The 13,801-nt window shown below is 64.4% G+C and carries 11 protein-coding genes, 3 tRNA genes and 1 riboswitch; of the genes, 13 read left to right on the forward strand and 1 reads right to left on the reverse strand.

What is annotated here, in order from left to right; genetic code table 11:
* Positions 1-328 precede the first annotated feature (328 nt).
* The 7 genes from ACWKWX_RS11590 (at position 329) to astE (ending at position 7,886) form a co-directional block, all read left to right on the forward strand.
* Positions 329-1,549: an aspartate aminotransferase family protein gene (locus ACWKWX_RS11590; protein ID WP_416426154.1), complete on the forward strand. Its 1,221-nt coding sequence runs from the start codon at positions 329-331 to the stop codon at positions 1,547-1,549.
* A 69-nt stretch (positions 1,550-1,618) separates the two neighbouring features.
* Complete coding sequence (aruF, locus tag ACWKWX_RS11595) at positions 1,619-2,647, forward strand: arginine/ornithine succinyltransferase subunit alpha (protein ID WP_476298994.1); 1,029 nt, start codon at positions 1,619-1,621, stop codon at positions 2,645-2,647.
* A 61-nt stretch (positions 2,648-2,708) separates the two neighbouring features.
* Positions 2,709-3,743, forward strand: a complete 1,035-nt coding sequence (gene astA, locus ACWKWX_RS11600; protein WP_476298992.1) for an arginine N-succinyltransferase — start codon at positions 2,709-2,711, stop codon at positions 3,741-3,743.
* On the forward strand, positions 3,740-5,203 hold the full coding sequence (gene astD, locus ACWKWX_RS11605) for a succinylglutamate-semialdehyde dehydrogenase (RefSeq protein ID WP_483827797.1): 1,464 nt from the start codon (positions 3,740-3,742) through the stop codon (positions 5,201-5,203). Before astA ends, astD begins: the two co-directional genes overlap by 4 nt.
* Positions 5,204-5,240: 37 nt before the next feature.
* Entirely contained in the window at positions 5,241-6,590 is a 1,350-nt protein-coding gene (gene astB, locus ACWKWX_RS11610) for an N-succinylarginine dihydrolase (RefSeq protein ID WP_476298990.1), read from the forward strand.
* A 12-nt stretch (positions 6,591-6,602) separates the two neighbouring features.
* Positions 6,603-6,887, forward strand: coding sequence for a topoisomerase II (locus ACWKWX_RS11615; RefSeq protein WP_416426147.1), 285 nt, complete (start codon positions 6,603-6,605; stop codon positions 6,885-6,887).
* Positions 6,888-6,899: 12 nt separating this feature from the next.
* On the forward strand, positions 6,900-7,886 hold the full coding sequence (astE, locus tag ACWKWX_RS11620) for a succinylglutamate desuccinylase (RefSeq protein ID WP_483827798.1): 987 nt from the start codon (positions 6,900-6,902) through the stop codon (positions 7,884-7,886).
* 97 nt (positions 7,887-7,983) lie between these two features.
* Here astE and ACWKWX_RS11625 read toward each other — a convergent pair whose 3' ends face one another.
* Complete coding sequence (locus tag ACWKWX_RS11625) at positions 7,984-8,484, reverse strand: 6,7-dimethyl-8-ribityllumazine synthase (RefSeq protein WP_416426145.1); 501 nt, start codon at positions 8,482-8,484, stop codon at positions 7,984-7,986.
* A gap of 91 nt (positions 8,485-8,575) precedes the next feature.
* Positions 8,576-8,732, reverse strand: a riboswitch (FMN riboswitch).
* 325 nt (positions 8,733-9,057) lie between these two features.
* Between ACWKWX_RS11625 and alaS the strand changes: the two genes are divergently transcribed.
* From alaS to ACWKWX_RS11655, 6 genes are all read left to right on the forward strand, one after another.
* The gene (gene alaS, locus ACWKWX_RS11630; RefSeq protein ID WP_416426144.1) at positions 9,058-11,682 is read left to right on the forward strand and encodes an alanine--tRNA ligase; all 2,625 of its coding nucleotides are present in this window, start codon (positions 9,058-9,060) and stop codon (positions 11,680-11,682) included.
* A gap of 97 nt (positions 11,683-11,779) precedes the next feature.
* Positions 11,780-13,018 (forward strand): aspartate kinase, encoded by a 1,239-nt coding sequence (locus ACWKWX_RS11635; RefSeq protein WP_416426143.1) that lies wholly within the window; start codon positions 11,780-11,782, stop codon positions 13,016-13,018.
* A 92-nt stretch (positions 13,019-13,110) separates the two neighbouring features.
* Complete coding sequence (gene csrA, locus ACWKWX_RS11640) at positions 13,111-13,299, forward strand: carbon storage regulator CsrA (RefSeq protein WP_027978649.1); 189 nt, start codon at positions 13,111-13,113, stop codon at positions 13,297-13,299.
* A gap of 71 nt (positions 13,300-13,370) precedes the next feature.
* Positions 13,371-13,461, forward strand: a tRNA-Ser gene (locus tag ACWKWX_RS11645).
* A 107-nt stretch (positions 13,462-13,568) separates the two neighbouring features.
* Positions 13,569-13,645, forward strand: a tRNA-Arg gene (locus ACWKWX_RS11650).
* Between the two features lie 78 nt (positions 13,646-13,723).
* A tRNA-Arg gene (locus ACWKWX_RS11655) sits at positions 13,724-13,800 on the forward strand.
* Position 13,801 lies beyond the last annotated feature (1 nt).

Raw genomic sequence — 13,801 nt, forward strand, 5'->3', positions numbered from 1 at the left:
CGGGTGCATGCCTTGGTTTTTTTGGCGCTCTTGAGATCGAGCGCCGCCCGCGCGGCGCAACGCAGCCTGGCGGCAGCATCTACATTTGTTGCACCGTGCCATGGCCTGATGGATTGGCGTTGCCAGCCTTTTGCGCGCGGCATGGATCTTCGCGCGACCAAACCGTTGCCTGATGCAATAATATGTCGCATTACCGAAAACCCCTCGTTTTCACGGTTTGGCGCTGTAATAAGTTGTCGCTTGGCGACAAGGACAAGCGCTGGCCAGTCCTTACAATCCCCCCATCGCTCGCCAATACCAGGCGGGCGTTCCTCTTCAGGAGACTCCGATGTCCGTTGAGCATGCCCAGGTGCAACGCGCCGATTTCGACCAGGTGATGGTCCCCAACTACGCCCCGGCCGCCTTCATTCCCGTGCGCGGCGCAGGTTCCCGGGTGTGGGACCAGGCAGGTCGCGAACTGGTCGACTTCTCGGGCGGCATCGCCGTCAACGTGCTGGGCCACGCCCACCCGGCGCTGGTCAATGCCCTGACCGAGCAGGCCAACAAGGTCTGGCACGTGTCCAACGTGTTCACCAACGAGCCGGCCCTGCGCCTGGCGCACAAGCTGGTCGACGCCACCTTTGCCGACCGCGTGTTCTTCTGCAACTCCGGCGCCGAGGCCAATGAGGCCGCGTTCAAGCTGGCCCGCCGCGTGGCCCACGACAAGTTCGGCCCGGAAAAATACGAAATCATCGCCGCCACCAACAGCTTCCACGGCCGCACCCTGTTCACCGTGAGCGTGGGCGGCCAGCCCAAGTACTCCGACGGTTTCGGTCCGAAGATCACCGGCATCACCCACGTGCCGTACAACGACCTGGCTGCGCTGAAAGCGGCCATCTCGGACAAGACCTGCGCCGTGGTGCTGGAGCCTATCCAGGGTGAAGGCGGCGTGCTGCCGGCGGACCTGGCCTACCTGCAGGGCGCCCGCGCGCTGTGCGACCAGCACAACGCGCTGCTGGTGTTCGACGAAGTGCAGAGCGGCATGGGCCGCAGCGGCGAGCTGTTCGCCTACATGCACTACGGTGTCACCCCGGACATCCTCTCCAGCGCCAAGAGCCTGGGCGGCGGTTTCCCGATCGGCGCCATGCTGACCACCACCGAGCTGGCCAAGCACTTCGCCGTGGGCGTGCACGGCACCACCTACGGCGGCAACCCGCTGGCCTGCGCCGTGGGCGAGGCGGTGATGGACGTGATCAATACCCCGCAAGTGCTGGCTGGGGTCAAGGCCAAGCACGAGCGCTTCAAGGCCCGCCTGCAACAGATTGGCGAGCAATACGGCGTGTTCACCGAAGTACGCGGCCTGGGCCTGCTGATCGGTTGCCAACTGAGCGATGCCTGGAAAGGCAAGGCCAAGGACTTCTTCAACGCTGCCGAGCAGCACGACCTGATGATCCTGCAGGCCGGCCCCGACGTGGTGCGTTTCGCGCCTAGCCTGGTGATTGAAGACGCCGACATCGACGAAGGCCTGGACCGCTTCGAACGTGCCGTGCAGCAACTGACCCAAGCCTGATTCCGGGCCGGCAAAAGGCGAGCGTCACGGCGCTCGCCGTTTTTTCAAGCAATTCCAAGGAGTGACACCATGCTGGTAATGCGCCCTGCGCAAATGGCTGACCTGGCCGAGGTCCAACGCCTGGCCGCGGACAGCCCGATTGGTGTCACGTCCCTGCCGGACGATGCCGAGCGCCTGCGCGACAAGATCGCGGCGTCCGAAGCGTCGTTCGCCGCCGAGGTCAGCTTCAATGGCGAGGAGAGCTACTTCTTCGTCCTCGAAGACAGCCAGACCCAGCGCCTGGTGGGCTGTTCGGCCATCGTCGCGTCGGCGGGCTATTCCGAGCCTTTTTACAGTTTCCGTAATGAGACCTTCGTGCACGCCTCCCGCGAGCTGAAGATCCATAACAAGATCCATGTGCTGTCCCAATGCCATGACCTGACCGGCAACAGCCTGCTCACCAGCTTCTACATGGTGCCGGACATGGTTGGCAGCGCCTGGTCCGAGCTGACCTCCCGGGCGCGCCTGCTGTTCATGGCCAACCACCCCGAGCGCTTCGCCGACTCGGTGGTGACCGAGATCGTCGGCTACAGCGACGACAACGGCGACTCGCCGTTCTGGGACGCCATCGGCCGCAATTTCTTCGACATCAACTACGCCGAGGCCGAGCGCCTGTGCGGCATCAAGAGCCGGACCTTCCTGGCCGAGCTGATGCCCCATTACCCGATCTACGTGCCGCTGCTGCCCGACGCCGCCCAGGAAGCCATGGGCCAGGTGCACCCGCGGGCGCAGATCACCTTCGACATCCTCATGCGCGAGGGTTTCGAGACCGACCACTACATCGACATCTTCGACGGCGGCCCGACGCTGCACGCGCGGGTCTCGGGCATTCGCTCCATCGCCCAGAGCCGCGTGGTGCCGGTCAAGCTCGACAGCGGCAACAGCGACGTGGTCAAGGGCGGCCGCCCGTACCTGGTGGCCAACGCCCAGCTGCAGGACTACCGCGCGGTGCTGCTGGAACTGGACTGGGTGCCCGGCAAGCCGGTGACCCTCAGCCTGGAAGCGGCCGAGGCACTGGGTGTGGGCGAGGGCGCCAGCGTGCGCCTGGTAGCGGTTTGATACCTGTCATTCACAGGTCGAGTTCTGCGGGTTGCCATTGCGGCCCGCGCAAGGAGAAAGCATGATCGTTCGTCCCGTACGCAGCAGCGACCTACCCGCGCTGATCGAGCTGGCACGCAGCACCGGCACCGGCCTGACCACCCTGCCGGCCAACGAGGAGCGCCTGGCGCACCGCGTGGGCTGGGCCGAGAAGACCTTCCGGGGCGAAGCCGGGCGCGGCGACGCGGACTACCTGTTCGTGCTGGAGGATGACGACGGCAAGGTCGTCGGCATTTCCGCCATCGCCGGCGCCGTGGGGCTGCGCGAGCCCTGGTACAACTACCGGGTGGGCCTGACGGTCAGCGCCTCGCAAGAGCTGGACATCTACCGCGAGATCCCCACGCTGTTCCTGGCCAACGACCTGACGGGCAACAGCGAGCTGTGCTCGCTGTTCCTGCGCAGCGAATACCGCACCGGCCTCAACGGCCGCCTGCTGTCCAAGGCGCGGTTGATGTTCATCGCCGAGTTCCCGCAGCTGTTCGGCAACAAGATCATCGCCGAGATGCGCGGCATGTCCGACGAGCAGGGCCGCTCGCCGTTCTGGGAAAGCCTGGGCCGGCACTTCTTCAAGATGGAATTCAGCCAGGCCGACTACCTCACCGGCGTGGGCAACAAGGCCTTCATCGCCGAGCTGATGCCCAAGTTTCCGTTGTACACCTGCTTCCTGTCGCCCGCCGCGCGCGAGGTGATCGGCCGCGTGCACGCCGACACCGAGCCGGCGCTGACCATGCTCAAGGGCGAGGGCTTCAGCTACCAGGGTTATGTCGACATCTTCGACGCCGGCCCGGCCATCGAATGCGAGACCGCGAAGATCCGCGCCGTGCATGACAGCGAAGCGCTGGTGCTGGCCGTGGGCACCCCCGGTGACGACGCCACGCCGTTCCTGATTCACAACCGCAAGCGCGAAGAGTGCCGCATCACCGCCGCCCCGGCGCGCCTGGCGGCTGGCACCCTGGTGGTCGACCCGATGACAGCCAAGCGCCTGCGCCTGAGTGCCGGCGACCAGGTGCGCGCTGTCGCCCTGTCGCCGCAGCCCGTACGGGAGGTACGCAAATGAGCACGTTGTACGTGGCCGGCCAATGGCTGGCAGGGGCGGGCGAGGCCCTGCAATCCCTCAACCCGGTGACCCAGGCCGTGGTGTGGCAAGGCCGCGCGGCCAGCGCCGAGCAGGTCGACCAGGCGGTGTTCGCCGCGCGCCAGGCCTTCGTCGGCTGGGCGTCGCGCTCGCTGGACGAGCGCATCGGTGTGCTCGAGACCTTCGCCGTCACGCTCAAGGCGCGCGCCGATGAACTGGCCCGCTGCATTGGCGAGGAAACCGGCAAGCCGCTGTGGGAAGCCGCCACCGAGGTGACCAGCATGGTCAACAAGGTCGCCATTTCCATCCAGAGCTACCGCGAGCGTACGGGCGAGAAGAGCGGGCCGCTGGCCGACGCCACCGCCGTGCTGCGCCACAAGCCCCACGGCGTGGTGGCGGTGTTCGGCCCCTACAATTTCCCTGGCCACCTGCCCAACGGCCATATCGTGCCGGCGCTGCTGGCCGGCAACGCCGTGCTGTTCAAGCCCAGCGAGCTGACGCCGAAGGTGGCCGAGCTCACCGTGCAGTGCTGGATCGACGCCGGCCTGCCCGCCGGTGTGCTGAGCCTGCTGCAAGGCGCCCGTGACACCGGCGTGGCCCTGGCGGCCCATGACGGCATCGACGGCCTGTTCTTCACCGGTTCGAGCCGCACCGGCAACCTGCTGCACAGCCAGTTCGCCGGGCGCCCGGACAAGATCCTGGCCCTGGAGATGGGCGGCAACAACCCGCTGGTGGTGGAAGAAGTGCAGGACCTGGAGGCGGCGGTGTACACCATCATCCAGTCCGCGTTCATTTCTGCCGGCCAGCGCTGCACCTGCGCCCGCCGCCTGCTGGTGCCCGAAGGCGCCTGGGGTGACGCATTGCTTGAACGCCTGGTGCAGGTGGCCGGCGACCTGGTGGTCGGCCCGTACGACCAGCAACCGCCGCCGTTCATGGGCTCGGTGGTGTCCCTGGCCGCGGCCCAGGCGCTGCTCGATGCCCAGGCGCAGATGCTGGCCAAGGGTGCCACGGCGCTGCTGGCCATGACCCAGCCCCAGGCCAATGCCGCGCTGCTCACCGCCGGTATCCTCGATGTGACCGCGGTGCAGGCGCGCCCCGATGAAGAGTGGTTCGGCCCGCTGTTGCAGGTCATCCGCTACGGCCGCTTCGAGCAGGCCATCGCCGAGGCCAACAACACCCAGTACGGCCTGGCCGCGGGCCTGCTGTCCGATTCGGCCGCCCGCTACCAGCAGTTCTGGCTGCAAAGCCGCGCCGGCATCGTCAACTGGAACAAGCAGTTGACCGGCGCCGCCAGCAGCGCGCCGTTCGGCGGCGTGGGTGCCTCGGGCAACCACCGCGCCAGCGCCTATTACGCGGCGGATTATTGCGCCTACCCGGTGGCTTCGCTGGAAGCCCCTGCCGTCAGCCTGCCGGCCAGCCTGACCCCGGGCGTGAAGCTGTAAGCGTGAGCACAATAACGAGATCCATGGAGCCTGGCCGATGAAAGCCTATGAAGTGAACTTTGATGGTCTGGTAGGTCCGACCCACAACTACGGCGGGTTGTCCTACGGCAACGTCGCCTCCCAGAGCAACAGTCAGCAGGCTTCCAACCCGCGTGAAGCGGCGCGCCAGGGCCTGGCGAAAATGAAGGCGCTGATGGAGATGGGCTTCGTCCAGGGCGTGCTCGCACCCCAGGAGCGCCCGGACATCGCCGCCCTGCGCGCGCTGGGCTTCGGCGGCAGCGACGCCCAGGTCATCGAGCGCGCGGCCCGCGAGGCCATGCCGTTGCTGGTGGCCAGTTGCTCGGCGTCGAGCATGTGGGTGGCCAACGCTGCCACCGTCAGCCCCAGCGCCGATACCGCCGACGGCCGCGTACATTTCACCGCCGCCAACCTCAACTGCAAATACCACCGCAGCATCGAGCACCCCACTACCAGCCGAGTGCTGGGGGCGATGTTCGCCAATGACCGGCACTTCGCCCACCACGCCGCCTTGCCTGCCGTTGGTCAGTTCGGCGACGAGGGCGCGGCCAACCACACGCGCTTCTGCCGCAGCTACGGCGAGCCCGGCGTGGAGTTCTTCGTGTTCGGCCGCAGCGCCTTCGACACGCGCTACCCGGCGCCGCAGAAATACCCGGCACGCCAGACGCTAGAGGCTTCCCAGGCGGTAGCGCGGCTGCACGGGCTGGGCGAGGAGGGCGTGGTGTTCGCCCAGCAGAACCCGGCGGTAATCGACCAGGGCGTGTTCCACAACGACGTGATTGCGGTAGGCAACGGCGAGCTGCTGTTCCACCACGAGGACGCGTTCCTGGACACCGCGCCGATGCTCGCGCAACTGCAGGCTAAACTGGCAAAAAGGGGTGGCAACTTCCAGGCGGTGTGCGTGCCGCGCAGCGAGGTGTCGGTGGAGGACGCGGTGCGTTCCTACCTGTTCAACAGCCAGCTGCTGTCGCGCGCCGACGGTTCGATGCTGTTGATCGTGCCCGAGGAGTGCCGCAGCAACGAGCGCGTCTGGAGCTACCTGCAGCGCCTGACGGCCCAGGGTGGCCCGATTGCCGAGGTCAAGGTGTTCGACCTCAAGCAGAGCATGCAGAACGGCGGCGGCCCGGCGTGCCTGCGCTTGCGCGTGGCGCTCAACGAAACCGAGCTGGCCGCGGTGAACCCGGGGGTGATCATGACCCCGGCGCTGTACGACACCCTGACCCAGTGGGTTGACCGCCATTACCGCGATCGCCTGGGCGAAGCGGACCTGGCCGACCCGCAATTGCTGCTGGAATGCCGCACGGCATTGGATGAACTGACGCAAATCCTTAAACTGGGCGCGGTTTACCCATTCCAACTTCAACCTTGAGAGATTTTCCCCATGTCCGACGCCCTGCGGCTGATTCTTGAAGACACCGACGGCACCCAGCTGGAAACCTCCTGCACCCGTCTTGCCGTGGTCTGGCAAGGCAAGGAGCTGTGGATTCAGCAGGACGGCCGCGGCCAGCTGCTGATTGGCGTTGACGTAGAAGAAGGCGACGCCGAATACGCCAACCTGCTGCTGCGCCCACTGGCTACCAACCTGGTCAGCCTGCAACTGGAAATGGAACCGGCCGACGCCGGTGAAGACGACGACCATGTGCATGGTCCGGACTGCAACCACTAAGGACTGACGCCTATGCTCGCCCTCGGCAAGCTGCTTGAATTGACCCTCGCCGGCCGTGAGCCGGCAGAGAAGACTCAGCTGACGGTCGAAGGCGTGCGTATGCGCTGGCTCGGCGAGGGGGCCCTTGAGGTCCGCCCGCCCGAGGCCCGCGACAATGGCCTGGATTTGCTGTTGTCGGCGGGCATCCACGGCAACGAGACAGCGCCCATCGAGCTGCTCGATGGCCTGTTGCATGACATCGCCCGCGGCACCCTCAAGCCGCGCGCCCGCATTCTTTTCCTGTTCGGCAACCCCGAAGCGATCCGTCGCGGCGAGCGTTACCTGGAGCAGGATGTAAACCGTCTGTTCAACGGCCGCCACGAGCTGTCCAGCGGCCCCGAGGCCCTGCGCGCCTGTGAGCTGGAGCGCCTGGCGGCGACCTTCTTCAGCCAGCCTGGCCGCACCCGTCTGCACTACGACCTGCACACCGCCATTCGTGGCTCGAAGATCGAGCAGTTCGCGCTGTACCCGTTCAAGGAAGGGCGCGAGCACTCGGCGCGCGAGCTGGCGCGCCTGGAGGCGGCCGGCATGGAGGCGGTGTTGCTGCAAAGCAAGACGTCCATCACCTTCACGGCCTACACCTACGAACAGCTGGACGCCGAAGCCTTCACCCTGGAGCTGGGCAAGGCGCGGCCGTTCGGGCACAACCAGCAGGTCAACCTGACGCCGCTGGAAACCCGGCTCAAGCAGATCATCGAAGGCAGCGAGCCTGAGGTCGAGCAGCCGCAGCACTTGAAGCAGTTCCGCGTGGCGCGGGAAGTGATCAAGCACAGCGATGCGTTCCGCTTGCACCTGCCGGCGGACGTGGAGAACTTTTCCGAATTGCCCCAGGGCTACCTGCTGGCCGAAGACCTGGCCGAGTGCCGCTGGGTCGTGGAGGAGGAGGGGGCGCGCATCATTTTCCCCAACCCCAAGGTCAAGAACGGCCTGCGTGCCGGCATTCTAATCGTCCCCGCCTGACCCGTAGCAGCGGCCGCCAGGCCGCGTCCAAGGCACCCTCGATGATCGAAGTGATCGCGGACGCGGCCTGGCGGCCGCTGCTACGGGGGGGTGGGTATCAGGCGACCTTGTGCTGCGCCGTCAGGCGGCGCAGGGCGCGGACTTTCTGCAGGGTGTCGGCGCAGGTGTTCGCTGCTTCGTGGCCCTTGTGCAGGAAGTGCTTGAAGAAGTAGTCGTGGTGTTCCTGGCCGTGGAAGTTGTGCGGGGTCAGCGACACCGAGAACACCGGCACTTCGGTTTCCAGCTGCACTTGCATCAGCGCGTCGACCACGGTGGCGGCGACGAAGTCGTGGCGGTAGATACCACCGTCCACTACCAGGGCTGCGCCGACGATGCCGGCATAACGGCCGGTCTTGGCCAGCAGCTTGGCGTGCAGCGGGATTTCAAAGGCGCCGCCCACTTCGTAGAAGTCGATGTCGCTTTCCTGGTAGCCCAGTTGGGTGATCTGCTCGACAAAGCCGATACGGGCCTGGTCGACGATATCCTTGTGCCAGCAGGCCTGGATAAAGGCGATGCGCTCGTTTGCGTGGCTTTTGCTGTCGATTGCGGTGGGTTGCATCTACGTTGACTCCTGTTTGTATGAAAAACAGGGCAGTTGGATCGAATGGGATTCAAGGGTACGCGGTATGCCGTCGGCCCATGTGTACCAATCCCGTTCTCTCTTCATCCGGACTATGACCGTCGGCCCCGGAATCACACCGGGTCTGCTGACCTTGCCAGGCCTGTGGCCTGCCAAGCGCTCGCGGGCTAGACGCCTTGCGCGCCATTACCGCCGGTGGGGAATCGCACCCCGCCCTGAGAACGTTGCCACCCATTGGTAGGTGGCGAACGATTTTTAACATACTTTTTTGCACTATGCATCGCCCCTGCGCTAGCGATTTAGTCGTAGACGACATCAATCCCGTAGCAGCGGCCACAGGCCGCGTCACTCCCACAACGGCAAGAAGGTCATCCGTGCGCGCCCATGCCGCGGCCTTTTGGCCGCTGCCACGGGGGGCGTGCGGGTTTTTTTTTCGCGAATTAACCGTATATTGACAAGCTGAGCACTGTATATAATACGGCCCTTTGCCGTCGAAACGTCCAAGTACGTTACGCACTGGCCTATGGCCGCAGCCTGTCGTGGAAGAACCTAATGAAAAGCGCAGAAATCCGTGAAGCCTTCCTTCGCTTCTTCGAAGAGCAAGGCCACACCCGTGTAGCCTCCAGCTCCTTGATCCCGGGCAATGACCCAACCCTGCTGTTCACCAACGCGGGCATGAACCAGTTCAAGGACTGTTTCCTGGGCCAGGAAAAGCGCGCGTACACCCGCGCCGTCAGCAGCCAGAAGTGCGTGCGTGCCGGTGGCAAGCACAACGACCTGGAAAACGTTGGCTACACCGCCCGTCACCACACCTTCTTCGAAATGCTGGGTAACTTCAGCTTCGGCGACTATTTCAAGCGCGACGCCATCACCTACGCCTGGACCTTCCTGACTTCGCCGCAGTGGCTGAACCTGCCCAAGGAGAAGCTGTGGGTAACGGTCTACGCCAGCGATGACGAAGCCTACGACATCTGGACCAAGGAAGTCGGCGTGCCGGCCGAGCGCATGGTGCGCATCGGCGACAACAAGGGCGCCCCGTACGCCTCCGACAACTTCTGGACCATGGGTGACACCGGCCCGTGCGGCCCGTGCACCGAGATCTTCTTCGACCACGGCGCCGACATCTGGGGCGGCCCACCCGGCTCGCCGGAAGAAGACGGCGACCGCTACATCGAGATCTGGAACAACGTCTTCATGCAGTTCAACCGCACTGCCGACGGCGTGCTGCACCCGCTGCCAGCGCCGTCGGTGGACACCGGCATGGGCCTGGAGCGCATCAGCGCCGTGCTGCAGCACGTGCACTCGAACTACGAGATCGACCTGTTCCAGAGCCTGCTGGCCGCCTCGGCCCAGGCCATCGGCTGCAGCAACGACAACCAGGCGTCGCTGAAAGTAGTGGCTGACCACATCCGTTCCTGCGGCTTCCTGATTGCCGACGGCGTGCTGCCGTCCAACGAAGGCCGCGGCTACGTGCTGCGCCGCATCATTCGTCGCGCCTGCCGCCACGGCAACAAGCTGGGCGCCAAGGGCAGCTTCTTCTACCAGATCGTCGCGGCCCTGGTGGCCGAGATGGGCGAAGCGTTCCCGGAACTGAAGGCCCAGCAGGCGCACATCGAGCGCGTGCTGAAAGCCGAGGAAGAGCAGTTCGCCAAGACCCTGGAGCAGGGCCTGAAAATCCTCGAGGCCGACCTTGCCGAGCTCAAAGGCAACGTGGTCCCGGGCGACGTGGTGTTCAAGCTGTACGACACCTACGGCTTCCCGATGGACCTGACCGGCGACATCGCCCGTGAGCGCGAGCTGACCCTGGACGAAGCCGGCTTCGAGAAGGAAATGGAAGCCCAGCGCGTGCGCGCTCGTGCTGCCAGCTCGTTCGGCATGGACTACAACGCCCTGGTCAAGGTTGACGTGCCGACCGTGTTCACCGGCTACAGCAACACCCAATCCAGCGCCAAGGTCGTCGCCCTGTACAAGGAAGGTGTCTCGGTGCAGCAACTGGCCGAAGGCGAAGAGGGCGTGGTCATCCTCGACCAGACCCCGTTCTACGGCGAGTCCGGTGGCCAGGTCGGCGACCGTGGCTACCTGCTGGCTGGCAACGGCCGCTTCGACGTGCGTGACACCACCAAGACCGGCGGCGCGTTCCTGCACCACGGCGTGGTCTCGCTGGGCAACCTGAACGTCGGCGCCGAGCTGACCGCCCAGGTGGACGGCGACATGCAGCAGGCCACCTCGCTGAACCACTCGGCTACCCACTTGCTGCACGCGGCCCTGCGCCAGGTGCTGGGCGAGCACGTGCAGCAGAAAGGCTCGCTGGTGGACAGCCAGCGCCTGCGCTTCGACTTCAGCCACTTCGAGGCCATCAAGCCCGAGCAGATCAAGGCGCTGGAAGACATCGTCAACGCCCAGATCCGCAAGAACAGCGCGGTGGAAACCGAGGAAACCGACATCGACACCGCCCGCGCCAAGGGCGCCATGGCCCTGTTCGGTGAGAAATACGGCGACCAGGTCCGCGTGCTGAGCATGGGTGGTGACTTCTCCGTCGAGCTGTGTGGCGGTATCCACGCCAAGCGCACCGGCGACATCGCCCTGTTCAAGATCATCAGCGAAGGCGGCGTGGCCGCAGGCGTGCGCCGTATCGAAGGCGTCACCGGCGCCGCGGCCCTGGCGTACCTGAACGGTGCCGAAGAGCAGCTCAAGGAAGCCGCGCAGCTGGTCAAGGGCAGCCGCGACAACCTGATCGACAAGTTGTCGGCCGTGCTGGAGCGCAACCGCCAGCTGGAAAAACAGCTGGAGCAACTGCAAGCCAAGGCCGCCAGCGCGGCCGGTGACGACTTGTCGGCTGCGGCCGTGGACGTCAAGGGCGTTAAAGTCCTGGCGGCACGCCTGGACGGCATGGACGGCAAGGCGCTGCTGGCGCTGGTCGACCAGCTGAAGAACAAGCTGGGCGAGGGCGTGATCCTGCTCGGCGGCGTGCACGAGGAAAAAGTGGTGCTGGTGGCCGGTGTCACCAAGGAACTGACCTCGAAACTGAAGGCCGGCGACCTGATGAAACAGGCTGCCGCGGCAGTCGGTGGCAAGGGCGGCGGTCGTCCGGACATGGCCCAGGGTGGCGGCGTCGACGCCGGCGCGCTGGATGCAGCCCTGGCCCTGACCGTACCGTTCGTCGAACAAGGTCTCTGATTCACCCTCGCGGGTACCTGTTGTCTAGTAGCAGGTTCCCGCGTTGTAGCGTTTGAATGTTTAATGGGCGCCCTTCACGGGCTGAGGCGGCTTTGAAATGGCTTTGATCGTACAAAAATTCGGAGGCACCTCCGTCGGCAGCATCGAGCGTATCGAGCAGGTAGCCGAGAAGGTTAAGAAATTCCGCGAAGCCGGCGACGACCTGGTGGTTGTACTGTCTGCCATGAGTGGTGAAACCAACCGCCTGATCGAGTTGGCGAAACAGGCCAGCGGTGGCGACCAGCCGGTCCCGCGCGAGCTGGACGTGATCGTCTCCACTGGTGAGCAGGTCACCATTGCCTTGCTGGCGATGGCGCTGATCAAGCGTGGCGTGCCGGCCGTGTCCTACACCGGCAACCAGGTTCGCATCCTGACGGACAGCTCGCACACCAAGGCGCGCATCCTGCAGATCGACGACCAGAAGATCCGCTCCGACCTCAAGGCCGGGCGTGTCGTGGTCGTGGCGGGCTTCCAGGGCGTGGACGAGCACGGCAACATCACCACCCTGGGCCGTGGCGGCTCCGACACCACTGGCGTGGCCCTGGCTGCGGCGCTGAAGGCCGATGAGTGCCAGATCTACACCGACGTCGATGGTGTCTACACCACCGACCCGCGCGTGGTGTCCACGGCCCAGCGCCTGGACAAGATCACCTTCGAAGAGATGCTGGAAATGGCCAGCCTCGGTTCCAAGGTGCTGCAGATCCGCGCCGTCGAGTTCGCCGGCAAGTACAACGTCCCGCTGCGCGTGCTGCACAGCTTCCAGGAGGGCCCGGGCACCCTCATTACTATCGATGAAGAGGAATCCATGGAACAGCCGATCATTTCCGGCATCGCCTTCAACCGCGATGAAGCCAAGCTGACCATCCGTGGCGTACCGGATACCCCGGGCGTGGCGTTCAAGATCCTGGGCCCTATCAGCGGCGCCAACATTGAAGTGGACATGATCGTGCAGAATGTTTCGCACGATAACACCACCGACTTCACCTTCACCGTGCACCGCAACGACTACCAGTCGGCGCTGCAGGTGCTGGAAAACACCGCCAGCGAGATCGGCGCGCGCCAGGTCATCGGCGACACCAAGATCGCCAAGGTGTCCATCGTCGGCGTCGGCATGCGTTCGCACGCCGGTGTTGCCAGCCGCATGTTCGAGGCCCTGGCCAAGGAAAGCATCAACATCCAGATGATCTCCACCTCGGAAATCAAGGTGTCGGTGGTTATCGAAGAGAAGTACCTGGAACTGGCGGTGCGCGCCCTGCACACCGCTTTCGAACTGGACGCCGCCCGTCAAGGCGAGTAAGCGTTCGAGTGCACGAGGCGCGGCTTAGCCGCGCCTTTTGCTTTTTTGCAGATTGTGTTTGTTCCCACTGCGGTGGGTGAGGAGAAAAGGTAATGCTGATTCTGACTCGTCGGTGCGCGGAAAGCCTGGTGATTGGTGATGGCGAGATCACCGTGACCGTGCTCGGCGTCAAGGGCAATCAGGTGCGTATCGGCGTCAACGCCCCGAAAGAGGTGGCTGTACACCGCGAGGAAATCTACCTGCGGATCAAGGAAGAGCAGGCCGAAGAACCAAGTGCTTAATTAATTTAGGTTTTTTTGAAAAAAGTGCTTGCGTCGAAAAGGGGCTATCGATAATATACGCCCCGTGTTGCGGAGAGCTGGCCGAGTGGCCGAAGGCGCTCCCCTGCTAAGGGAGTACACCTCAAAAGGGTGTCGGGGGTTCGAATCCCCCGTTCTCCGCCATTATTTCTTTAGGGCGTTGAAAGCTGGCTTTTTAGGTAAGTTGTTGAAATTACTGAAAAAAGTGCTTTACAAAAGTTTTTAACGAACTATGATGCGCGGCAACATATGCACTCGTAGCTCAGCTGGATAGAGTACTCGGCTACGAACCGAGCGGTCACAGGTTCGAATCCTGTCGAGTGCACCATTTAAGATGCTTGTTTCGGTAACGGAAGAAGCAGCTTGCAACAAACCAGAGGTGATCTGGTCCATCAAGTACCATCGTGCACTCGTAGCTCAGCTGGATAGAGTACTCGGCTACGAACCGAGCGGTCACAGGTTCGAATCCTGTCGAGTGCACCAT

Source organism: Pseudomonas imperatae (genome assembly GCF_057128625.1).